22 protein-coding genes are annotated in these 22,940 nt (G+C 60.9%); 7 read left to right on the top strand and 15 right to left on the bottom strand.

Going from position 1 to position 22,940, the window contains the following annotated elements; genetic code table 11:
* Positions 1-314: 314 nt before the first annotated feature.
* Both VIO10_RS12150 and VIO10_RS12145 read right to left on the bottom strand, forming a co-directional pair.
* Entirely contained in the window at positions 315-932 is a 618-nt protein-coding gene (locus tag VIO10_RS12150) for a hypothetical protein (protein WP_331964390.1), read from the bottom strand.
* A gap of 1 nt (position 933) precedes the next feature.
* A complete protein-coding gene (locus tag VIO10_RS12145; RefSeq protein ID WP_331964387.1) occupies positions 934-1,431 on the bottom strand; it encodes a hypothetical protein in 498 nt (165 codons plus the stop codon).
* Positions 1,432-2,003: 572 nt separating this feature from the next.
* On the opposite strand from VIO10_RS12145, the gene VIO10_RS12140 reads away from it, so the two are divergent.
* From VIO10_RS12140 to VIO10_RS12130, 3 genes are all read left to right on the top strand, one after another.
* Complete coding sequence (locus VIO10_RS12140) at positions 2,004-2,960, top strand: IS1595 family transposase (RefSeq protein ID WP_331964384.1); 957 nt, start codon at positions 2,004-2,006, stop codon at positions 2,958-2,960.
* Between the two features lie 297 nt (positions 2,961-3,257).
* The gene (locus VIO10_RS12135; RefSeq protein ID WP_331964381.1) at positions 3,258-3,665 is read left to right on the top strand and encodes a hypothetical protein; all 408 of its coding nucleotides are present in this window, start codon (positions 3,258-3,260) and stop codon (positions 3,663-3,665) included.
* A gap of 8 nt (positions 3,666-3,673) precedes the next feature.
* Positions 3,674-3,994 (top strand): hypothetical protein, encoded by a 321-nt coding sequence (locus VIO10_RS12130; RefSeq protein ID WP_331964378.1) that lies wholly within the window; start codon positions 3,674-3,676, stop codon positions 3,992-3,994.
* Between the two features lie 6 nt (positions 3,995-4,000).
* On the opposite strand, the gene VIO10_RS12125 is transcribed toward VIO10_RS12130, so the two are convergent.
* The 3 genes from VIO10_RS12125 to hrcA all read right to left on the bottom strand — a co-directional run bounded on the left by VIO10_RS12125 (position 4,001) and on the right by hrcA (position 6,195).
* Complete coding sequence (locus tag VIO10_RS12125; protein ID WP_331964375.1) at positions 4,001-4,144, bottom strand: hypothetical protein; 144 nt, start codon at positions 4,142-4,144, stop codon at positions 4,001-4,003.
* A gap of 51 nt (positions 4,145-4,195) precedes the next feature.
* Positions 4,196-4,819, bottom strand: coding sequence for a hypothetical protein (locus VIO10_RS12120; protein WP_331964372.1), 624 nt, complete (start codon positions 4,817-4,819; stop codon positions 4,196-4,198).
* Positions 4,820-5,148: 329 nt separating this feature from the next.
* Positions 5,149-6,195, bottom strand: a complete 1,047-nt coding sequence (gene hrcA, locus VIO10_RS12115) for a heat-inducible transcriptional repressor HrcA (protein WP_331964369.1) — start codon at positions 6,193-6,195, stop codon at positions 5,149-5,151.
* 181 nt (positions 6,196-6,376) lie between these two features.
* On the opposite strand from hrcA, the gene VIO10_RS12110 reads away from it, so the two are divergent.
* Positions 6,377-7,999: a vWA domain-containing protein gene (locus VIO10_RS12110; protein ID WP_331964366.1), complete on the top strand. Its 1,623-nt coding sequence runs from the start codon at positions 6,377-6,379 to the stop codon at positions 7,997-7,999.
* Complete coding sequence (locus tag VIO10_RS12105; RefSeq protein WP_331964363.1) at positions 7,996-8,499, top strand: GNAT family N-acetyltransferase; 504 nt, start codon at positions 7,996-7,998, stop codon at positions 8,497-8,499. Before VIO10_RS12110 ends, VIO10_RS12105 begins: the two co-directional genes overlap by 4 nt.
* An 86-nt stretch (positions 8,500-8,585) precedes the next feature.
* Here VIO10_RS12105 and VIO10_RS12100 read toward each other — a convergent pair whose 3' ends face one another.
* The 3 genes from VIO10_RS12100 to VIO10_RS12090 form a co-directional block, all read right to left on the bottom strand.
* Positions 8,586-9,584: a ferritin-like domain-containing protein gene (locus VIO10_RS12100; protein WP_331964360.1), complete on the bottom strand. Its 999-nt coding sequence runs from the start codon at positions 9,582-9,584 to the stop codon at positions 8,586-8,588.
* 18 nt (positions 9,585-9,602) lie between these two features.
* A complete protein-coding gene (locus tag VIO10_RS12095) occupies positions 9,603-10,214 on the bottom strand; it encodes a TetR/AcrR family transcriptional regulator (protein WP_331964357.1) in 612 nt (203 codons plus the stop codon).
* 183 nt (positions 10,215-10,397) lie between these two features.
* Positions 10,398-11,174 (bottom strand): hypothetical protein, encoded by a 777-nt coding sequence (locus VIO10_RS12090; protein WP_331964353.1) that lies wholly within the window; start codon positions 11,172-11,174, stop codon positions 10,398-10,400.
* 90 nt (positions 11,175-11,264) lie between these two features.
* Between VIO10_RS12090 and VIO10_RS12085 the strand changes: the two genes are divergently transcribed.
* Positions 11,265-12,629 (top strand): MFS transporter, encoded by a 1,365-nt coding sequence (locus VIO10_RS12085; RefSeq protein ID WP_331964350.1) that lies wholly within the window; start codon positions 11,265-11,267, stop codon positions 12,627-12,629.
* Positions 12,630-12,724: 95 nt separating this feature from the next.
* Here VIO10_RS12085 and VIO10_RS12080 read toward each other — a convergent pair whose 3' ends face one another.
* From VIO10_RS12080 to VIO10_RS12050, 7 genes are all read right to left on the bottom strand, one after another.
* A complete protein-coding gene (locus VIO10_RS12080) occupies positions 12,725-13,852 on the bottom strand; it encodes an acyl-CoA dehydrogenase family protein (protein WP_331964347.1) in 1,128 nt (375 codons plus the stop codon).
* Between the two features lie 287 nt (positions 13,853-14,139).
* The gene (locus VIO10_RS12075; RefSeq protein WP_331964344.1) at positions 14,140-15,321 is read right to left on the bottom strand and encodes an FIST signal transduction protein; all 1,182 of its coding nucleotides are present in this window, start codon (positions 15,319-15,321) and stop codon (positions 14,140-14,142) included.
* 8 nt (positions 15,322-15,329) lie between these two features.
* Entirely contained in the window at positions 15,330-16,823 is a 1,494-nt protein-coding gene (locus tag VIO10_RS12070) for a M20/M25/M40 family metallo-hydrolase (protein WP_331964341.1), read from the bottom strand.
* Positions 16,824-17,209: 386 nt separating this feature from the next.
* Positions 17,210-18,442 carry an acyl-CoA dehydrogenase family protein gene (locus VIO10_RS12065; protein WP_331964338.1) on the bottom strand — a complete coding sequence of 411 codons (1,233 nt, stop codon included), beginning with the start codon at positions 18,440-18,442 and terminating at the stop codon, positions 17,210-17,212.
* 203 nt (positions 18,443-18,645) lie between these two features.
* The gene (locus tag VIO10_RS12060) at positions 18,646-19,848 is read right to left on the bottom strand and encodes a dihydrolipoamide acetyltransferase family protein (protein ID WP_331964335.1); all 1,203 of its coding nucleotides are present in this window, start codon (positions 19,846-19,848) and stop codon (positions 18,646-18,648) included.
* Between the two features lie 27 nt (positions 19,849-19,875).
* Complete coding sequence (locus VIO10_RS12055; protein ID WP_331964332.1) at positions 19,876-20,847, bottom strand: alpha-ketoacid dehydrogenase subunit beta; 972 nt, start codon at positions 20,845-20,847, stop codon at positions 19,876-19,878.
* A gap of 24 nt (positions 20,848-20,871) precedes the next feature.
* Positions 20,872-21,846, bottom strand: coding sequence for a thiamine pyrophosphate-dependent dehydrogenase E1 component subunit alpha (locus tag VIO10_RS12050; RefSeq protein ID WP_331964329.1), 975 nt, complete (start codon positions 21,844-21,846; stop codon positions 20,872-20,874).
* Between the two features lie 159 nt (positions 21,847-22,005).
* Here VIO10_RS12050 and VIO10_RS12045 point away from each other — a divergent pair, with 159 nt between their 5' ends.
* Positions 22,006-22,902: an NAD(P)-dependent oxidoreductase gene (locus VIO10_RS12045; RefSeq protein WP_331964327.1), complete on the top strand. Its 897-nt coding sequence runs from the start codon at positions 22,006-22,008 to the stop codon at positions 22,900-22,902.
* Positions 22,903-22,940: the final 38 nt, after the last annotated feature.

The raw sequence follows: 22,940 nt of genomic DNA, 5'->3' as shown, positions 1-22,940 counted from the left end.
CTCGGTCTTTGCCCCGGCCTCGTGTTCGCGCAGCACCCCGATGATCTGCTCCTCGCTGAAGCGACTCCCTTTCATTGTCCGTCTCCTTTTCAGGCGACGGACTCTACCTCATTTCGGCTGAGTTTTCGGGGTGCAGGCCAGAACCGTTCCCAAACTAGCGACCCGAGAAGAGAATCGTCGGACTCACGCCGCAAGTGGATGAACTTCTCCAGAGCGAACGCTTTTCGACTAAACGAGACGGGATGGATGCAATGGCGAAACAAACTATCGCCGTCTGGAATACGCCCGCATCCCATATCGCCCCCGCGCAGTTACTATTCGATGAACTCTGGGAGATCGGTGTCTGATCTACTGATCAAAATGATCGGTCTTCCTGAATGAGCAAAAGGAAGAAGGTGGGAAGGGTTCAGCAACTGATTTCCTGAATAATCCATTCGTCGGGTAATGCGCTGTGGCGAGGATATCAGTGCGGAAATCTCGTTTGCACTAATCGTTAGATACAGATTGTCGTCGTGGTCCGACCAATTGAAAACAACCGATTCTGGTCCATGAGTAAATATTTGCGGCGCAGGAACCAAATCTTCCATAAGTTTCGCGGCAACATAGCTCGCCGCATGATAAACGGACGGTTCAATTCTCCATTCGTCCGCTCCCTCAAGTGTGATCATCTCGCTGAGCGCCTCTCCGAGCTCCTGATATTTTTGGCTCAGTTCCCATTGCTCAATAACGGGCACGCTTGAGAAGCATGTTTTCAAAACCCGGCTTTCTGACCTGATCGGGGGAATCTCTACGAAATCAAACTCGCTGGAGCCCGAATGTACCGTGTATGAGTAACTCCGGGCGGGATCGCTTGAGATGTCCGCAGATGACTCAGAAGTTGAACCCAGAATTACCATTGCTTGATGGTAAACCGTGGTCCATAAAGCTCGCATCTTAAAATCCCTCAATGTTCAAGCCAATTTTGCGTTGTGCTGCTTCTACCGCAGTAAGCCCTTCAAGCAATAGCGACGACTGTTGGCCGCTAGTAAGCGAAATCGTAGGGACATTATTGTTGTCGAACCTCACACTAGCGGCGATGAAATCCTTAACCTTAACATCATGCGGCGCGAAAGAGGTGCCTCCCGGGGTGGGGATAGGCGCGCCGCCGACGGGAATTTCCATGCTTACAACTTGCAGCCGCTCCATACTCCACTTCGTAAGAAAGTTCATTGTAATATTTCCAACTTTACTGCTCATGTGTGGTCGATTGATTTGGAAAATGAAATCCTGTTCGTCAGTAATTTTCATGCGATACTGATCGGGCAAGACTGTCGTCAACGTCCTATTGGCTTCTACGACATTCGCCTTCACAGTGATGAATTGAACACCGAACGCCACACGGGAAACAGAATTTGAGATAGTGCCTTTGGCGATGACGTCTATTATCCCCATTAGTTCGGTGTGAAGTTAACTCGTATCATCAATCAGAGCTAGCGAGGTCGTCGCCGTGTCACCTGGGGCAGACGCCGGCGAGAGACTGAAGTCGATCCGGGTAGGGTGGGAAAGCAATTGTGCAGCTATGCCGTTACGCGTCCCTTGGGCAACGGTCGGCAGAAGAGCATTCGGTTGTTGCTGAAAATTGGCCGGCTCGACACCCCAAACTCGCCGATACAATTCAAATGCCGAGGGCGACGGAGGGGCGGTCGGGAATAGGGTGATGCGACCGCTTAAGGCTTTCCATTCATTCATTTGGTCATACCGGACCAAGCTGCGCCGATCTTTCCTTCAGCGTATAGTGTATATCTAACAATGACGGCGTGCAGCGCAAGGGACCACGCAATCGTCGACAGCCGTCAATTTGATCACTTCCGCCGTGAGCCGTATCGACCGAAACCTCACGGAGAGAAGGATTCCACACAGTTTTGCTTTCCATAAGGATGAACCAGTTCATCCCTGAACAAACGCGCCCAAATTAGGGCAACAATATACTTGACTGACCACGTGCGCGGGCGTATGCTTGGCGCATGAAGTATCCAAGCACACTCCAACAAGCGATTCGTTACTTCAGCCACTTCGAGAACTGCCAGCGATTCATGATCGAGATGCGCTGGCCGGATGGCAAGGTGCGTTGCCCGACCTGCAAATCGGAGAACGTCACGTATCTCGAAAATGCGCGGCTCTGGAAATGCTACGCCAAGCACCCGCGCGCCAAGTTCTCGCTCAAGGTCGGAACGATATTCGAGGACTCGTCTATCGGCCTCGACAAATGGCTGCCCGCGATGTGGCTAATCGCCAACTGCAAGAACGGGATTAGCAGCTACGAAATGGCGCGCGGCCTCGGCGTGACACAAAAGACAGCGTGGTTTATGGACCATCGCATCCGGCTCGCGATGCAGGATCGTTCGCTCGCGCAATTCGACGGGAACGAAGTGGAAGCAGACGAGACTTTTATCGGCGGCCTCGCCCGAAATATGCACAAGGACAAGAAGATCAAAATCACGGCCACGGGCGGGGCCGGAAAAGCAATCGTGATGGGACTGCTGGATCGGCATAGCGCCAAGGTCCGGCTCACGCACGTACCGAACACGCAACGCGACACGCTCCAGCCTCTTGTACGCCGCTACGTGCGGGGCGGCTCTTACGTCTTTACCGATGCGTTCATGGGGTATCACGGCCTCGATCAAGATTACGTGCACAACGTCATCGATCACGCCGAACGCTACGTTGATGGGAACGTGCACACCAACAAAATTGAGAATTTCTGGAGCCTGCTGAAACGCAGTCTGAAAGGTACGTATGTCAGCGTCGAGCCGTTTCACCTGTTCCGGTATCTCGATGAGCAGGCGTTCCGCTACAACGCGCGCAAGGCGAACGACGGGGAGCGGTTTATCGACGTTGCCAGTTCCGTCCTTGGGCGACGGCTGACGTATTCGGAACTGACCGGCAAGACCGAATCAGCGACCGAACCCTTACCGGCGTAAACAGTGGAGAGGAGGGCGCAGACGTGTTAGACTCCCCGCCGTGAAACCGAAGGCAGAAGATTTAGAATTTGAGCCGAAGCAGGCTTTCGACAATCTCCGGCGGCTCGCCCGAAAGGTGCTCTCGGCGCCCAAGGCGACCGGGATAAAGAAGTCGAAGCCGCGCAAGAAATAAAAGAGCGGTCGAACCCTGGCCGGGGTTGACCGCTCATAAATCTGACACGCAATCCCTCGCGTTGTTTAACGCGTAGCATTCGTGTGCCTTGAGCGCAAGCGAGGGAAGAAGATGGTTCTCAATCAATGGCTTCCACAGTCTATTCCTTGCTCGCCGAGATTGATGCGGAGATGGCTGAACTTGGGCGACAAATCGAGGAAGAGAGTCGCCTTGGCAACGATATTCAACAATCCATCGGAGAACTGTTCAAAATAGTATTATCTCGACAGGATAGGGAAACCCTCAGCGCCACAGCGGACGAAGTTGCAACGATGGTTCAGATTTACGACAATGGGGAAGATGTCATTAAGGACATTACCGCGAAACTTATAGAAGCGACCGGCTCTAACCCAAGCGGTCTTCATGCGGCGTTATCTGAAATTCTGGAGATAGCTAAGCGAGCAAAGTCCTATAAAGCCGCGTCCATAGAGGAATTAAAGCGTATGCAATCGCGCGTGAACGACCTTTTAGATAGCGCCAAGCCAAAAGCCTGACTACGCCTATGAATTTTCGCCACGCTGCCGCGCTCGCGCTTGTCGGCTGGTATTTGATGATTCCCCCCAGTCTCGCAGATACCTGGGTATGTCGTCAGAGCGTTAGTGCCGAATTAGCGCGCGGATGGTTCGGCTGGGGTAAAGACTGCGAGACGATGGCGCGCGCCTTTGTGCCCGATGCTCCCCTCTCGCAATGGCATCAAGGGGCACCGTTCGAGACGTTGGCCGAGTGTGAAGCAGATCGTCAGACGTTGCACAAATACAGCGAGTCAGGAACCCCCTCATTTAACGCGGAATGCTTCGCGGCCGACGATCCGCGGCTGGAATGACTTACTTTAGAGTCGCCATAATATAAGCCCGCCACCAACGATCGCAAAAATCAACGCAATTACCGTGAGAAATTTGACGCAGCTACTAATGTCTTTGATTTCCTCATTGAGCTTCTGAAGCTCTTTGATGATGCGTTCGGAATCATCCACCGAATTACCTCTGAATGCGTCTCAACCGACGATCCTCGACTCGCGAAGTAATCATCCCTGCAAATCGTGCGCTTTCAGTTCAACGTCGATGCTCAGCCGGACGTTTCCCTTGGGCAGGTCTTCTAGCGAAGTGATGGCCTGAATATTCAGTCCGGTAATTAGCGAATCGTCTTCAAGCAGGCAGAGGCAGTTTTTCTTTTGCGCGGGATCATCCGGCGGCATCACTTCATTTTCATCCTGCGGCAATCGCAGCGCGTCGAGCAGGGTCTTCAGGCGATTATCGAGATCGCCTTCGGGTTTGAGAATTCCGCCGACAAAATCGCGGCGTTCCAGTTGAATCGACAGGTCGCAGACTAGAACATCCGCCGTCGAGATGAGCGCCATAAAGCCGTAGCCTTTGAAGCGTTTGTTCACGAATGTAGGCAATCCGCTTTTGTCCGTATGTGTAAACACCCGTGAGAAATCTACTTGTGTGACGACGGTAGCCAGTTGATGATGAAGTCTCCAACGTATTTGATTTTTCTCTTTGCAGCGCGTGTCTCTCCTACTGGCGCTCGGCAAAGGACCATCGTATCTGAGCCGGAATTTCACGTTGTCGCGCTCCAGTTCGAGTCGCTTTCGCCAGCCCGCGAGCAGTTGAATCTCATCGTGGTCTTCTACGGTGTGGTCTTCCAAATGGGACATTATCTTGGCCTCTACGGTCAGTCAAGTACGTTAATGCCCAAATTAGGACACCACCGCGAGAACCGTAACTTCTAACGTCTAGCGGAAATTACGTTATATACACACTCCGGGATTCTTCGCTACAGCAGCTTTCGCCCTAGAATCACAGAAAGACAGAACGATAGAAAAAAAGATCACACGAAAAAGAGCGGCGGAGCTGCGCCCTAACTCGTTCGAACAGGGCGAGGTCCGCATCCTTTCTTAGCATTGGATGCAGTGGTTACCCATGCCCAAGGAAGTGTGAAACCCACGGCGGGTTTCACCGCAATCGAGTTCCTCTCTCAGTACTCCATCAAGCGCGACAATGCGCGCGCAGTGTACTCGACCAGCGGTATCACCCGGTCGTAGTCCATCCGCACCGGACCCACGATCGCCAGGCTGCCCAGCGCGCTCGAACCACTGGCGTACGACGCCGCAACCACGCTCAACGACGACAGGCGCGGGTCGTAGTTCTCCGAGCCGATCGACACCGTCAGCCCGGCGTGGGTCAGGCTGCGCTCGAGCAATTCGAGCAGCGCGGTTTTATCGTCGAGCGCGCGCAACAGCTCGCGCATCTTGCCGCGATCCGAGAACTCCGGCTGCTCCAGCGCCTGCAGGCTGCCCTCGACGTAAAGCTCCGGACGCCCGGCGTAGTCCGCGATCGCCTCGCCCAGGGCGAGCGCGTCGTGCATGAAGCGATCGTAGTTGGCCCGCTCCTGGCGCAGTTGCGCCTCGATCCACCGGCGCGCCTCGTCGAGCGTGCGTCCTTCGAGCGACTCGTTGAGGTAGCGCGCCATGCGATCGAGTTCGTCCTGCGAATGGTCGCGCTCGGCATCGACAATCCGGTTTTGCATCGCGCCTTTGGCGGCGACGAAGACCGCCAGCACTTGTTTGTCGCGCAGGCGCACGAAGTTGACGCGCTCGAGGATCGAGGCCTCCAGCCGCGGCGCCATCACCAGCGCCGCCTGTCCCGTCAGGATCGAGAGCAGCCGCGGCGTGTCGCGCAGGACTTCGCCCAGGTTGCGCACCGCGGTCGAATAATGCAGCTCAATCTGCGCGCGATCCTCGAAGCCGATCCTGGTCGCCGTGGCGAGATGATCGACGTAGTAGCGAAACGCTTTCTCGGTCGGGACCCTGCCCGCCGAGGTGTGCGGCTGACGCAGGTAACCGCCGTCTTCCAGCTCGGCCATCATGTTGCGCACCATCGCGGCGCGCACGCCCAACTGATGGCGCGCGACAATCTGCGCCGAACCTACAGGCTCGGCGGTCGAGATGAACTCCTGCACCGCCGCGAGGATCAACGCGTGCTGCCGGTTCGAGAGCGTGTTGCTTTCAGATTCCTGCGTCATCTCATTGGCGCTGGCGCGCGAAGTTCACTTTTTCACTTTTTCACTGGGCCCAAGTATTCACCACGCAGCCCTTGTCTCAATTGTGTTACGCATCCAGCGATACATTCAAGCGCCATCGTGACGCAATGGCGGCGATTTCAGCCGTGGCGGGCCGGTTTTCAGTGACGTAGGATCGATCCCGATGGCGCGCAAAGCCAAAATCATCCAGCCGCGACGCCGATATGTCCCGGTGGTGCCTGCTAATGCGTCGTGGTTCGAAAGCGACAGCTACGACCGGCGCACGTGGAATGAAATCGTCGCCGACGCGCCCTCGGTCGCCGATCTCGCGCAGTCCGGCGAGCGGCTGGTCCCTCATTTCGGCGCACTGGTGCAGGACCTCTTTTTCGCGTTGTTCAAGATGAATCCGGTCTTGCGCAAATCCGGCGACGTGCGCCACGCGGCCGCGCTCAACCGCACCATCCTCGAGCAAATCGTCCCGTCGTCGGCGTTCCAGGCGCTGCGATCGCGCACCGCACTCGAAGAAGACAAGGCCGCGATCGCGGCGATAGTAATGAGCGAGCATGCGCTCGAGATGATAAAATCCGAAAAGCTCATCAATCGCGGGGAGATGCTCGATCTGTGGGATCTCGCGCGCCAGGAGCAGGATCTCGAAGCGCGTGCCGAGGCGGTCAACGCCGTCAACGAAATCCAGAAATCGAACGAAAACGAAAACGAATCCGATCCCAGCGAAGAAAAAAAAGAGCGGGCAGCGAACACGAAAAAGGAGCTCGCGGAGATGGCCGACGCGGCCGAACGCGCGGCCAAGGTCTCCGAGGCGCGGCTCAATCAGAAGTCGCGGCAGTTCGAAACTCAACTCAAAGGCGCGGATCAGAGCGCGCTCAAGCGCATGCAGCTCAAGACCGCCGAGCTGGCCCGGGAAATCGATCAAGCCGCCGACGACAGTCACGACTTCAGCCGCGAATTCGGCCAGGGCGGACGGGTCGCGGCCGGCGCGCGCCTCGAGCTTGGGCGGCGCCTCGCGCGAAACAAGAAACTCGGCGAGCTGGCGCGGATGGTCGGGCGGTTCAAGCAGGACGCGCGCGCGCTCAAGCGCAAAACGCTCGAGCGCGGCGTCGCCGAAGCCTACGACATCGAGCTCGGCTCCGAGCTCGGACGCCTGATTCCCGCCGAGCTGCTCGCGATGCATCATCCCGTGCTCAAGCGCGATTTCCATCGCCGCGTACTCGAAGGCGCCGTCCTTCAGTACCGGCTGCGCGACGACGAGCCCAAGGGCAAGGGCCCGATGGTCGTGTGTATCGACGTGAGCTCCTCGATGCAGGGCGACAAGGAGATGTGGTCCAAGGCGGTAGCGCTGACGCTGATGGATATCGCGCGGCGCCAGCGCCGCCTGTTCCGCGCCGTCATGTTTTCCTCGGGCGACGTGAGCCTCAAGGTGCTCGACCTCAATCGCGAGCGGCGCTACCAGCCCGACTTGAACAAGGTCATCGAGATGGCCGAGTACTTCCCCGGCGGCGGCACCGACTTCGAGGCTCCGATCGACGCGGCGGTCGAACTGCTTGGCGAAAAGAAACTCAAGCGCGGCGACATCGTGATCATCACCGACGGTGAATCGCAGGTCAGTCCCCAATGGCTGGCGCGGCTGCGCGAGCGCAAGGACGAATTGGATTTTTCGATTTTTGCGGTGCTGGTTGACGTGGGCTCGGCCGAGATGTCGTCGCTGGCGCAATTTGCGGATCGAATTACGTCGGTCAAGCGCATCAGCGACGAGCACGCCCGCGACATCTTTGTGCAAATGCAATCATGAAGCCGGCCGACGTCGAAGTCGTTCTCGAGCCGGTCGATCGGCGCAATTACCGCAAGCTGTTCACGATGCAGCCTCGGCCCGAGCAGACCAGTTTCGTCACTCCGCCGCGATGGACGCTCGCGCGATGCTACGTGCGCCTGTTCGGCGACCGATTCGAGCATCTGCCGCATCTCATTGTGGCCGCAGGCGAGGTGGTCGGATACGCGACCACCGTATGCGACCCGTCCAGTGCCGATGACTATTGGATCGACGACATCATGATCGACGCGGCGCATCAGGGTAAGGGCTACGGACGCGCCGGATTGACCGAGACGATCAGGATGATCGCTGCGCGCTACCCTCGATGCCGCGCGGTGCAGCTAACCTGTTTTCGCGCCAATACCAACGCCGCGGCGCTGTACCAGACCCTGGGGTTCGAGCCGACCGGCGGAGTCGATGAGGAATTCAGCGAGCCCAACTACAAGCTCTCCGGCGCTGCGCTGGCGAAGTTCCGCAAGTAGCTCATCAGCATCTCAGAGGGTTCAGAAAGAAAAGGGCCGGTCGAGGATGACCGGCCCTTCATCATTCACAGTGTGCTGATTGCGAGCTATGCGGCCGGCGCCATCTGCATCACGCCGAGCTGCTGATACCACGACTCGGTGCGATCGTTGATCAGATCGATTTGCCGCAGGCACGGGATGATCGTATCGACGAACAGGAACGAGTTGAACTGCTTTTCCATGTCGTTCTCCGCCGCCGCCCACGCCGGGTTGCGATGCAGTTCGTCCTCGATGTCCTTGATCGAGATGCCGACTTCCTCGAACACATCCGTGCCCGACAGGAAGCCGTCCTTGGGTTTGCCGTCAACGACCTTGGTCACCATCATGTCGCAGGCGACGAAGGCGAAGTCCTCGAGGTCCTTCTTGTCCTTGCCCTTGAGCTTGGTGACGGCGTCGCGCAGCGCGAGCATCCCGAAGCCGATGTGGCGCGCCTCGTCCTTCATGATGTACTCGAGCAGTTCCTTGAGCAGCTCGTCCTTGGTCTCGCGCTGCATGAAACGGAACGCCGCGATCGCCAGTCCCTCGGCGACGATTTGCATCCCGACGTACTTCGGCTCCCAACGATCGTGCTCCAGGATTGCGCGCAGCAGCCGCTCCAGCGTGGGATCGATCGGGTAGATGCGATCGAGCTTGGTGATGTACTTGCGGAAGCCTTCCACGTGACGCGCTTCGTCGAAGACCTGCGCCGCCGCGTTCATTTTGGCGTCGAGGTCCGGCACCGCGTCAACCAACTGCCCGCAGACCATCAGCGCGCCCTGCTCGCCGTGCAGGAATTGCGAGAGCCGCCACGCGGCGAACTTGCGGCCGAGCTGGTGCTGGTTCTCCGGGCTTAGCGATCGATAGAGCTCGGTCTGGAACATCGGCATCATGGTCATGTCCAGAACCTCCTTCTCGATCGGGCGGTCCCAGTTGATTGTGGTCGAGACGTTCCACTGATCGCGCTTGGCGTTCTCGTAGAGCCGGTCCATCTGCGGGAACTTCACGCTGTAGTCCCAGTGGAAAATGCTTTCGAGCGGTGTGCTGACAACGGTGCGGTCTTGAGCCATCGTGAGAATCCTCCAGATTCAAGGGGCGCCGAGCCGTGCCGCGCGCTCGAGTCCGCCCAGGGCAAAATTTACGGTGACGTTTTTCAGTTCCGCGTGGGAAAGATCGCCGCTGGCGAGCAGCCATGAAATCGCCTGCGACAACATCCCGATCGTGAGATGCGCGATCGCGTCGGCGCGCTCGCCGACCGCGGGAGCGAGGTCGTCGCGCAGGTCGCCGATGAATACCTCGTGGACGCGGACCATCAGATCCAGAAACGCAGGGCTATGGCCGAACACTATCCGAAACAGTTCGGGCGCCTCGGCCGCCGCGTCGAGAATCGTATCGATCGTGATTTTGAGCTTCTCGGCCGGCGTATGGACGCCCGCCTTCGCCTCGGCGAGTTCGCGCCGCAATTGCGCCGCGCCATGCTCGATCAGCTCGATAAAGATTTCGTTCTTGGTTCTGAAGTGCAGGTAGAAGGTGCCCAGCCCGACGTCGGCTTCGGTCGCGATGTCGGCGATTCGCGTCTGATGGTACCCCTTGATCGAGATGACGCGTTCGGCCGCCTGGATCAGATCGACGCGCGTCTTCTCACGGCGCCGATCGAATCGATTCGGAGCGTCGGCTAATTCTCGATTTACTTGACCCACTAATGCAGCTTTTAGTCGAAAATGAATCGTGAGTCAATTACGATTACTGATTCATTACTGAATGCGAATTCATAACTGAAATGCCCCTCGGAACCGACAAACTAAGCCGATTCATTAGAGAATTTCGAAATCAGCGGGGAGTTCGATCAGGCGGCCAGTGGCCGAAAAAGAGCGATAAGAGCGCTATGGCGTGCCGCTTGCAGAAGCGCCCGATTGGTCTGGAGCAGCGCCGGATTGGTCGGGAGATTCGTCGGACGGCGGGTTCTCGGTTCCGGTGTCTTGAGTCGTATCGGGCAGAATCACCGGCTCGGGGAAATCCGGCGTGAGGTTGCAGCACAGCAGGTAACTGCTGCCCGCCCGGGGTTGAGCGTTGTAGGCCTGAAGCGACCCATCGGCGAGCACCTTGACCGCCTGGTAACTGGCCGAGCCCGACTGACGCTCGATCTGAAAGACGTAGTACGCGCCGCGATCGAGCGGCTCCGGCGGTCCTTCCTCGGGAAGTATCTGGGTGAAATGCGTGGGCACTTTTGCGTACTCGATATTCTTGAGCGTGTACTTGGCCGCACCGACGCCGGTGATCGAACCAAATGTGCCTTCGTCGGCTTTGAACTCCCAGATCGGAACGCCGCCATCGAATCGCACCACCGACTCGGTATGCGACGCGTCACGCTGATGGTTCGCGATCACTTCGGCGCCGAAGTACTTGATTACGGTCGCGCGTGCGAGCGCATCGCCGGGACGCCGGTAGCTGATCGCGACGTGCGCGACAGGAGGCGGCAGCGGTTCACCTTCGTTGGCGTAGGCCGCATCGTCGAGATCGGTGTCGTCGCCGGAACTCCATAGCGACTTGACGTACGAACATCCCTGCGCCGCCAGCGCGAGCGTCAAAAGCAGCGCGAGCGGCCACAGCAGCAGCCGGCGTTCACGCAGCGGTGTGCGATCGAGAATTCTCATCGCCACCTCGATAGTCGAGTCGCACCGGGAATTGCAATCGCTTTGTAAGTAGGCATGTCTATCGGGTAGTCTCTGCGACCTGTGGCAAACCGGGATTTGAGCGAGAAGATTGGCCTTCGTCCCCTGTTAATCTACGCGCAGGCGCAGACCGGCCTCAACCTGTGCGCGACCCTGCTCGGGCTTCACCTTCTCTATTTCTATACCGATCGCAAGGGGCTCTCTCCATCGCTGGCCGGGCTTGCATTCTTCCTGGCGCTGGTGATCGACGCGCTGACCGACCCGTTGGTTGGCAATATATCCGATCGCGCGCGCTTCAAGTCGGGACGGCGCCGGCCGTTTTTTATCGCGTCGATTCCAATGGCGGTCTGCTATTACCTGCTGTTGTCGCCGCCGCCGCTGCTGGGCGCGGGGCTGTTTGCGTGGTTTATCGGCTTCTACTTCCTGATGCTCACGTCGCGGAAGTTTTACGAAACCGCGTACGGCGCGCTGATGCCGGAACTCACGCTCGACTACGACGAACGCACCAAGCTCTCCACCTTCCGCCAGCTGCTGGGCACGGTCGGCGACATCAGCGGAGCGCTGTTGCCGTTTGCGGCTTCGTACCTGTTCGCGCGCGGCACTGATTTCAAAGTCACCGGCGCGATCTGCGGCCTGGTGGTGGCCGGCGGTGCGATGCTCGCGTACGCGGGTCTTCGCGAGCGCGCTGAGTTTTCCACCCACGAGCGTTCCAGGCTGCTCGCGTCGCTCAAATCGGTTGCAGGCAATCGGCCGTTCGTCATTCTGCTGCTTGCCACCACGCTGGCCGTGATGGCCATCAACATTCCGACCGTCCTGATGCGCTTCCTGGCCACGTACTGGTATCACGACGAGAACGCGGCGGCCCGATGGTTGATGGCGTACTTCGCCGGATCGGCGGTCTCGTATCCGTTCTGGTTCAGGATCACGCTCAGGATCGAAAAGAAGCCGGCCTTTGTGGTCGCGATGATCTGCAACGCGATCGGCTCGCTGCTGATCATGCTGATGACCCGGCAAAACACTTGGGCGCTTTATTTTTTGATGGCATTCAGCGGATTCTCGGCGATCGGAATTTGGGTCACGCAAATTTCGGCGTCGGCGGACGTGATCGAATGGGACCAGGAGCGTACCGGCCAGCGCCAGGAGGGCGCGTACGGCGGAATCACCTCGATGTCGATAAAGATGGCGCTGGCGGTTTCGCTGCTGCTGGTCGGCCCGGTGCTGAGCTGGGTCGGTTACAAGCCCGGCGTTGCCGGGATCACGGAGCAAGCGGGGGAGAATCTGCGCACGCTCTTTGCGCTCGGTCCCGCGTCGCTCTACTTGCTCAGTGCGCTGGTTTTCTCGCGCTATCCCATCACCCGCGAGAGCCATCGCGCGATGCGCGATCGGCTCGCCGCGCGCAACGCCGCCGCCGAAGAAGAAGAAAAAGCAGAGTCGATTGGCTAGGCTCTCCGCCATGGTTCATCGCGCCGTCGAGGAAGAAAAAGGGCCGCGGGCGATGAACCCGCGGCCCTTTGCCGATCAATCTTAACTCGTCGCGATCAGCCCAGCAGGGACTTTGCCACGGTCTCGCGATGCACCGGGGCGTTGCCGAAATTGGCTTCGCCGGCCAGCGCGCGCCGATGATACAGGTGCATGTCGTGCTCCCAGGTGAAGCCGATGCCGCCGTGCACCTGGATCGCCTCCGAGGTGACGTTCTTGGCCATGTCGGATGCGTACGCTTTCGCCATCGGCACCGCAGTCGCCGCCTCCGCGCCCTTGGTATCGACGGTCCAGCACGCGTAGTAGGTCAGCGAGCGCGCGTTCTCGACCGCGACCATCATGTCCACGCACTTATGCTTGACGGCCTGAAACGATCCGATCGGCTTGCCGAATTGCACGCGCGTCTTGGCGTATTCCACCGACATGTCGAGCGCCCGCTGCGCCGTCCCGACCATCTCGGCCGCCAGCCCGGCGGTTGCGATGTCGAGCGTGCGCTGCAGAAGCGGCCATCCTTCGCCTTCCTTGCCGATAAGTTCGGAGGTTTTCACATTGTCGAATTTCACGTGGCACAGTCGCCGCGTCATATCGACCGTCTTGAGCTGGGTGATCGTCAGGCCTTTGGCGGTGGTGGGAACGGCCAGAATCGAGATTCCCTTTTCGCCACTGCCGCCGGTGCGGACCGCGACCGCGATCCCGTTGGCCACGTGCGCATCGGGCACAAAAAACTTCTCGCCGGTGATCGTGTATTCCTTGCCGCTCTTGGTCGCCTTGAGCTGGACTCCCTCGGCGTCGAAGCGGCCCGAGGCTTCGGCGATCGCGACGGTGCCGATAAATTCGCCCTTCGCCATGCGCGGCAGGAGGTCTTTCTTCTGCTCGTCCGAGCCGCCTTCTACAATCAGCGGCGCCCCGAGCAGCGCGGAGGTGAAGAAGGGTCCCGGCACCAGAACCTTGCCGGCTTCTTCGACAACCACCGTCATGTCGAGAAAGCTGCCACCCTGGCCGCCGTAACTCTCCGGGATGAGCAGCCCGGGCCATCCAAGGTCGACCAGCTTTTTCCAGAAGGCGGGGTCATGTGCGGTCGCGTCCGCCATCATCTGACGGACAAACTTCGGCGGGCAGTTGTCGGCCAGAAAGCGCTTGGCCGCATCCCGAAGCATCTCTTGTTCTTCAGAAAATCCGAAATCCAACTTTCGTTCCTCCGTTTTTTCGATGGGGAATCCTGCGGTTTGAAACCGCTTAGATCCACCTTTCAGGTACCACTAAGGCTTTCGGCCGTGCAAGCGCCGGCAATCCCGCGCCGCCGCGGCTTGCGCGCTTGATTCGCGCGCGGGAACCGCGACAATAGTTCGCGCAGCGCTCATATGGAGCATAAGGATCTTGTCCGCGAGGAATTCACGCGGCAGGCGGCCGACTACGCGACCGCGCCTGCGATTCTCGACGCGGAGCATCTGCGCAAGCTGCCGACGCGCACCCTTTAAGTTTTTCTTCCCGATATCAGCGCGAGGACCCCTGAGTATTGGAGCAATGAGGTCTGCTCTGCGAGCGAGCCGATTTCGAAACCAGTGAAGAACCCCGCGATCGGGACGGGTCCAAGGTAGCGCCTGATGTATGCGGAATCGTGACCCGGGATGTTGTAGAGCCCCGCGCCGCGCGAGACGCAATCGAAATACAGACCGAACGCCGCAGGCGCGTCCGGGCGGTCGCTCAACTCTTGCAGCGTCGCCTTCAGGTCCTCGCGCGAGCGCTCGGCGTCGCGCAACACGAAGCCGACCGTGTCGCCCACCCTGGGCTGGAAGGCGACCGCGATAACGCCGTGTTCCTCGCTGGCGCCGACGATATTGCGCACGACAAATTGTCCGCGCTCGATCGTCTGTGCGTTCTCGTACACCGGAATTGCAACGAAGACGTAAGTCAGCGCGCGGCGCAGATCGCCGGCCAGAGGGCCGGCGGCCTCGGCGAAGACTTCGTAAGCCGGCCGGCCGTCGAGTTCGATCAGTATGTTGTCGCGGGCGGCGGTCACACGGTGCGCGCTTCCGATCAGGCCGCATGCGATCGAGCTCGCCACCGCCGGCTCGAAGTCTCCCGCGAGCAGCATCCCGGAGACCGCGTTCGAGCTGACAGTATCGCCGCAGAAAACAAACGTCTCGCCGATCGAGCCGTCCTCGCTCGCACCGCCGCCCGCAATCATCACGCCGGGCAGTTCAGTCCCGAGGGCTTCGAGCGTCGCCTCGGCTTCGAAGTTGTAAGTATCGGCAAAAAGAATCAGCAGGTTCGATTTGCCGAGCTGCGGACGCACCGCGGACGCCACTTCTGCCGCCACGCCCGCGGCCCGGCCGCGAAGGGTAGGCACGAAGAACCGGGTTGCGTGAATGCCTTCGCCGCCGAACACCAGCACGGCCAGCGCGCTTCCCGATTCGATTTCGGTCTCACCGGCGATGACGCCCACGCTCGAGCATCCCGCGACTTCGCGCGTATGCGCCTCCGAAGCCACCGTGCGCAGGATCATCGGATACGCGGCGCCGTAGGCTGGAGTCGCGAAGCACAGTGCGCCGTTGGCGCGGCTCAGCCCCGCCTGCGCGAGCGCGGCGGCGGTGGCCTCGGCGGCGGCGGTGCGCGGATTGGGTGCGGTCGAGAAACCGGCGCCGGCTCGAATCATGCCAACACCTACTGCCGGCTCCCGAAAATCCGGAGCAACTCGACCATCCGTTTAATCCCGTCAGCGAGTTCCTTCACGCCGATTCGCTCGTTGATTCCGTGGACGCCTTTTGCCTCGGCGGGAGTCACTTCGACCGGAATGAAACCGTAGGAGACGATCTTCTTATGGCGGAAGTAATGGCTGTCGGTGAATCCGATGATCATGGAGGGCACGACGGTGGCCCGGTCGTGGTCTTTGGCCAGCGTCGCAATCGCGGTCATCAGCGGCGAGCGCGACGGCGACGAGATTGGCGGAAAGTTCAGGATCACATCGATCTTGATGGTGTCGTCGCCGATTACTTTCCGAATGTCGCTCATGACCGTCTTGGGATCGCTGCCCGGCAGCAGCCGGCAATCGACTTCGGCATAGGCCGTCTCGGAGATCACGTTGGTCTTATCGCTCGCGGACAGCACCGTCGGCGTAATCGTGTCGCGCACCCGCGCGTTCTGGCTCGGATCGCCAAGGAATTGCTTGAGATAGGCGGGGTCCTTCAGCGCGGCGGCGAGATCGAGAAGCTGCCTGGGGCCGTGATCGAGCTCGGCCATCGCGTGATAGTAATCCTTCACCGGCCCGATGACGCGGATCGGCGTTTTGTACTCGCTTAATTTATCCAGCGCGCGCACCAGCCGCGTGACCGCGGTTTCCGGGGGCGGATCGGAGGCGTGCCCGGCCGGGCCGCTGGCGGTAAGCCGCAGCCAGAGCGGAGTCTTTTCGGTGACAGACACCACGTAAGCTTTGCGGTTGTCGGATAGCGCGCGAATGCCGCCGCCTTCGTTGATCAAATAGCCGGCGTCGGAGAAGACGTTGCTCGCGTGATCGACGAACCATCCCGCCCCATTCTTACCGCCTTCTTCCTCGTCGCCGGTGGCGACAAACAGCACGTCGCGATCGAGCAGGATGCCCGCGCGCTTGATCGCGAGCATCGCCATCAGTTCGATCACGCCGGGGCCCTTGTCGTCGATCGAGCCGCGTCCCCAGATTTTTCCGTCCTTGACGGCGCCCGAGAATGGCGCCACCTCCCATTCCTTGGGGTTGGCGGGCACCACGTCCATGTGGCTCAGCAGGACGATCGACTTGGTATGCTTGCCAATCCCGCGCAGGCGCGCGGCGACAATTCCGCGCCCATGCTGCGGCTCCCAGGTCGTGGCGGGAATTCCGTCGGTCAGAAATTTTTCCCTGAGCATCCGCGCCGCCTCGATCTCGTTGCCCGGCGGATTGGTCGTGTCGATCTGGATGTACTTGGACAGCAGGTCGGTCGCTTCCTGGGTGACCTTGTCCCAATCGATCGGCTGCGGAGGCGGCGCCTTCGACACCCCCATCGATTCAGACGGCAGAATGTTGGGCGTCGCCGCCGGGGCGGCCAAGGCGGAGCCGCAAAGAGCAACGCAGGCCAGTATCCATGCCGCGGCAATCACGGTCAGCGCACGCTGGCGCAAAGTGGCATTCGAGGATGCGGGGTTCATCTTGGGCCGTGGTTGAAGATTCTTTTCGATCACGGATTGAAGGGAACACCGTCGCGGGCGCGCCGTCAACCAGCAGGGGTGACCCCTGCACCCAGTATTAAGGCCGCCCGCCGTTGGCGGGCGCGGCCCCTGCCAACGGCTTAATGCTGCGCTGCCGTCAACCAGCAGGGGTGACCCCTGCGAATTAATACTGGCCAGCCGTGCCAACGGCCAAGGGTGACCCTGCACCCGGTGAACAGAGAACATGCGGGCTTCGCCCTGTTAGAAGGGGTTAGGGGTCGGGTTTGCCCGCGCGGCCGCGATGCCCGCGCGCTTTTTTCCATCATCCTGGGCGCAGTGAAGATCCGGGGTCGATCCAAGCGCCGCACCGGCGCCAGCGCTCGCGGTCAGTTGCCGAAGTCCCAGCCCTCGCCGGCGTGATACCGTCCCAGCACGTTCTTCGCGATCAGGATCCTGTGGACCTCGTCCGGGCCGTCGGCGAGCCGCAGCGTCCTGGCCCCCTGGTACATGGCGGCGAGCGGCAGGTCGCCCGAGACGCCCGCCGCGCCCCACACCTGGATCGCGCGGTCCACCACCCGCTCGTAGGCCGCGGGGACGAAGATCTTGATCGCCGAGATGTCGGTGCGCGGGTCGGAGCCGCCGTCCATGCGCTCGGCGCAGTGGATGGTCATCAAGCGCGCCGCCTGGATGTCGATGTAGGAGTCGGCGATGAACCCCTGAATGAACTGCTTGGTCTCGAGCTTGCCGCCGTGCACCTCGCGCATCGTGGCGCGCTCGACCATCAAGTCGAAGGCCCGCCACATCTGCCCGATCGAGTTCATGCAGTGATAGACGCGCCCCGCCCCGAGACGATCCTGTGCGGCCTGATGGCCCGAGCCCGCTTGGCCGAGCTGGTTAGCCAGCGGCACGCGCACGTCGTCGTAGGTGATCTCGCAGTGGTCGCTCGGGCGGCCCCAGATCTCGATGCCGCGCACGATGCGAACGCCCGGGGTGTCCTTGGGCACGATGATTTGCGTCATGCGGCCGTTGTCGTCGCCTTTGCCTCCGGTGCGGCACATGACGATGAGGAAGTCGGCGCGGAACCCGTTTGAGGTGAACCATTTGTGCCCGTTGATCACCCATTGGTCGCCGTCGCGGTGCGCCGTGGTCTTGATCGAGCGCGGGTCCGAGCCGGCCGAGTCGGGCTCGGTCATGGAGAAGCCGGACTCCATCTTGCCCTCGGTGAGCGGCACCAGCCAGTTGCGCTTTTGCTCCTCGGTGCCGTACTTGAGCAGGATCTGCTGGTTGCCCGAGTTGGGCGCGACCACGCCGAAGAGCGCCGCCGCTCCCATACTGTAGGCCAGCACCTCGTTCATGTACGCATGCTCGAGGAAGCCCAGCCCGGCGCCGCCATACTCCGGCGGAAGATGCGGCGCCCACAGGCCCGCATGCTTCACCTTCTCCTTGATCGACTCGCGCAGCTCCCGAGCGCTGCGCCGCTCTGCGTCCGTCGCGCCGTCGCGCCACCCCGCCCAGAGATTGCGCTCGTTGGGCAGGATATCGCGGTTGACGATCTGCGCCGTGAGCGCGCGGATCTCGTTGATCCGGGGGTCGAGCGTCGGGATGGGTTTCACGTTCATGTGCATGGTGGTTTCCTCTGTGGGCTCAAGCGTAGCCTGGCGTCATCGCGGTCAAAACTTGTCCCGCTCCTCTTGGGATCAAAGGCCACACTCGCAAGCCCTGTCAAGGCTTTCGTAGCTGAAGCACATCCGGCGTTGCCGCACGAATGCACCGGGGAAAACAATTGATTAAGAACGCGATGATCGAATGACACGAGCGGTGATCACTTTGCGCCGGAGTTGAAGAGTTCGATCACGGTTTGAAGGAATTGGGCGGCGGGCGCGCCGTCAACCATTCGATGGTCGAAGGTGAGGCTTAGCCAAAGCATCGCGCGCTTGGCGATCTCGCCGCGATAGACGGCAGGCTTCTCGACAATTCGCCCGACGCCGAGGATACCGGTCTCGCCGGGATTCAAAATCGGCGTGAACGCGTCGATAGCGAACATGCCGAGGTTGGTTATCGTAAACGTGCCTCCGGTTACGTCTTCGAGTTTGAGCTGGCCGGAGCGTGCCTTTTCGCCGAGCGCCCGGCTTTCGAGCGCGATCTCCCGCAGTGACTTGCTCTCGGCGCGATTCACGACCGCAACGATCAGCCCCTCATCGAGTGCGACGGCGATGCCGACGTTCGCGCTTGCGCAAAGTACAATCTCCGTGTCGTTGCCTCTTTCGTTGAGGCGCGCATTCATTCGCGGATGGCGCATCAGGGCGCGCGCGACCGAATGAATCATCATGTCGGTGTATGAAAAATCGAATTCGCTGGACAGGCGGGCGCGAAACTCAGTCGCCGGCGTCACATCGGCTTCGGCGGTGATGGTGATCTGCGCGCTGGAGTGAAGGCTTTGATACATCCGCTCGGCAATCACCTTGCGCACGCCACGAAACGCGACGCGATCGATGGACGGCGCCGCCGCGGAGATGGCCGGCTGCAATGTCGCGGCGGATTTGGCGGCGCGCTCGACGTCTTCGCGAGTGATCCGTCCGCCGGGGCCGGTGCCTTCGATTTTATCGAGATCGACGCCGAGTTCAGACGCAAGCTTGCGGGCGACCGGGCTTACGGCGTGTCGATCGCGCCCGCCCGCCTTGGGCGCGGCGCTCCGATTGATCGGCGCCGATGTCACGGGTGAATCGCGACGGGCAGCTTGCGATGCGGATTTGCTGTAGCGCGCCGCGACGGTCGCGACATCCTCGCCCGGTTCCGCGATCACGGCCACCGTCAGGCCGCATTCAACCGTTGCGCCCTCGTCGAACAGTGCGATCGCGAGCGTCCCCGACGCGGGCGCTTCGACCTGGTAGAGAACTTTCTCGGTCTCGACCTCGAAGAGCGGCTCGCCGGCGTTGACCCGCTCTCCCCCGGCCTTGAAGAAACGCTGAATCGTTCCTTCATGCATCGTCAGCCCGAACTTGGGCATCGTAACTTCAACTGCCACAGTCAGTTCCGCAATTGCCGGGCGCGGCTATCGTCCGACCACGTCGCGAATCGCGGCTTCGATGCGAGCCTCGTCCGCGATCGCCGCCTTTTCCAGCGGCGGACTGAACGGGATCGGCACGTCGAGCGAGGTGACGCGGCGGACGGGCGCGTCGAGGAAGTCGAAGCCCTTGTCGGCGACGATCGCGGCGATGTCGGCGGCGGCGCCGCCGCGCAGATGGCCTTCGTCGGCGATCACGATTCGATTGGTTTTCTCGACCGAAGCAAGGATCGCGTTTTCGTCGAGCGGGATCAGCGTGCGCGGATCGATTACCTCAACCGAGATTTTTTCCTGCTCGAGCTTGTCCGCGACGCTCATCGCCTTCCCGACCATCGCGCCGATCGCGACCACGGTCACGTTGTCGCCGGGCCGCTTCACGGCGGCCTTGCCGAGCGGGACCAGGTGCTCGCCTTGGGGGACATCCTCACGCGACCAGCCCAGCGCGCCGTGCTCGAAGACAATCACCGGATTGTTGTCGCGGATGGCGCTCTTGAGCAGGCCCTTCATGTCGGACGCCCCCGAAGGGACGACCAGCTTGAGGCCGGGGACGCTTAGAAATTGCGCGTACACCGTTTCGGAATGCTGCGCGGCCGCGCCGCCCATCGCGCCGAACACGGCGCGGAACGTGATCGGCATGGTGGCCTGTCCGCCCGACATGTAGCGGAGCTTGGCCGCCTGGTTGCAGATCTGGTCGAAGGCGCAATAGAAGAAGCTGGCGAATTCGACTTCGCAAATCGGGCGCGTCCCCGCCATCGCGGCGCCGACCGCCGCGCCGACGAAGCCGGCCTCCGAAATCGGGGTGTTGCGCACGCGCTTGGCGCCGAACTTGTCGATCAGCCCCTTGGTCGCGCCGAACGCGCCGAGCACGACGTCCTCGCCCATCAGGAAGGTCAGCGGGTCGCGTTCCATTTCTTCGGCGATGGCCTGGTTTATCGCCTGGATAAAACTGATTTGCGGCATGACGATACCTCCGATCGCGGGTGCTCAGGCGTAAACGTCGTCGGTGACTTCCGAGGGCGCGGGCAGTTCGCTCGAGCGCGCGAATTCGACCGCGTCGGCGAGTTCCTTTTCGGTTTCGGCGATGATCTTATTAAGTTCGGCCGAGCTTATCTTGCCGCTCTCCGCGCACCACTTCTCGAAGCGAATCAGCGGGCATTTGCGCTTCCATTCCTCGACTTCGGATTGCTCGCGATAGGAGCCGTCGCCAAGAAAGGCCTGTTCGCCGACGACGTGCCCCTCCCATCGATAGGTCTTGCATTCGAGCAGGGTGGGACCTTCGCCGGCGCGGGCGCGGGCGACGGCCTCGCTGGTGTAGCGAAAGACTTCGAGCACGTCGTTGCCATCGACGATATGGCCGGGGATGTCGTAGGCCTTGGCGCGCACGGCGATGTCTTTGACCGAGGTCACGGTCGCCATCGGAGTGAACTCGCCGAAGCCGTTGTTCTCGCATACGAAGACGACCGGCAATTTCCAGACCGCCGCCAGGTTCAGCGACTCGTGGAAGGTGCCCTCGTTGGAGGCGCCGTCGCCGAAGAACGCCACGGTGACATCGTCCTTGCCGGCGATCACGGCGCCCAGCGCGGAGCCGGTGGCGATCGGCAGGCCGGCGCCGACGATCCCGTTGGCGCCGAGGATGCCGAGCGAGTAATCGACGATATGCATCGAGCCGCCCTTGCCTTTGCAGTAGCCGGTGCGCTTGCCAAAAATCTCGGCCATCATGCGATCGAGGCGTCCGCCCTTGGCGATCAGATGTCCGTGGCCGCGATGGTTTGACGTGATGCGATCGGTCTTGCGCAGCGCGGCGCAGACGCCGGTGGCGGAAGCTTCTTCGCCGATGGAGACGTGGACGAAGCCGGGTAACTCGGCGGCCATCGCCAGGTCTCGCGCCTTGGACTCGAAATGCCGGATCTTCTGCATCGTGCGGTACATCTCGAGCAACTTGTCCTTGCTGATATCCATAGAAGGGTTTTTTTGCCTCCGTGAGAATTGCGGGGATGCGCAATGAATGTCCCCGGCGAGCGGAAACTATCCCCAACCGCAGCAATCGTCAAATGAGCGGGGCGGGTGCTGCGCAGTCGTATTCATTGCGACATTCGACCCGAGTGGTAGGCTCAGCCGATGACACAGAAAATCGGGTTCGTCGGACTGGGCGCGATGGGTCTGCCGATGGCGACGAACTTGCTCGCCGCGGGATACCATCTGACGGTTTACAATCGCACCGCGTCGAAGGCTGAGCCGCTCATTGCCAAGGGTGCGCATCGCGCGGACCGCGCCGGCGACGTCGCGCATCCGGGGGGTATCGTCGTCTCGATGCTCGCCGACGACGCCTCGGTCAAGGCGCTGGTGATGGGCGAGGATGCGCTCGCCGAGCGAATTGCGCCCGATGGAATTCATATCGCGATGAGCACGGTGTCGCCGGCGGCGACGCGGGAACTCGCGGCGTATCACGCGACGCGCGGGAGCGTGATGGTTACGGCGCCGGTGTTCGGACGGCCGATCCAAGCACAGGCGAAGCAGTTGCGGGTCTGCGTTTCGGGGCCTGCCGACGCCAAGACCAAGGTGAGACCGATCATCGAGGCGATGGGGCAGGACATATTCGACTTTGGCGACAATCCCGGCGCCGCGAATGTGGTGAAGCTCGCGGGCAACTTCATGATCGCGGCGGCGCTCGAGGCGATGGGTGAGGCAGTCGCGATGATGCGCAAGAGCGGCGTCGATCCGGCGGCGGCGCTCGAGATGCTGGTCAAAACGATCTTTGCGGCGCCGGTGTACCAGGGTTACGGCCCGGTCATAGCTCATGGGGTGTTCACACCGGCAGGTTTTCGGCTGCCGCTCGGACTCAAGGATATCGACCTGGTGCTGCAGACCGCGGGCGTGGCGAACGCGCCGATGCCGATGGCGAGCCTGCTGCGCGATCGATTCATCTCGGCGATAGCCAAGGGGCGCGCCGATCTGGACTGGTCCGCGATTGCGCTGGGAGCGGCCGACGACGCCGGACTCAAGGAATCGCGCTGAGGGAGTAGGGCCGGAGAATCGTCGTTGCTTGGTCGGCC

It is taken from the genome of Candidatus Binatus sp., assembly GCF_036567905.1.
Taxonomy (GTDB): domain Bacteria; phylum Desulfobacterota; class Binatia; order Binatales; family Binataceae; genus Binatus.
The sequence above is the reverse complement of the archived record's forward strand: the minus strand, read 5'-3'. Positions and strand labels throughout refer to the sequence as shown.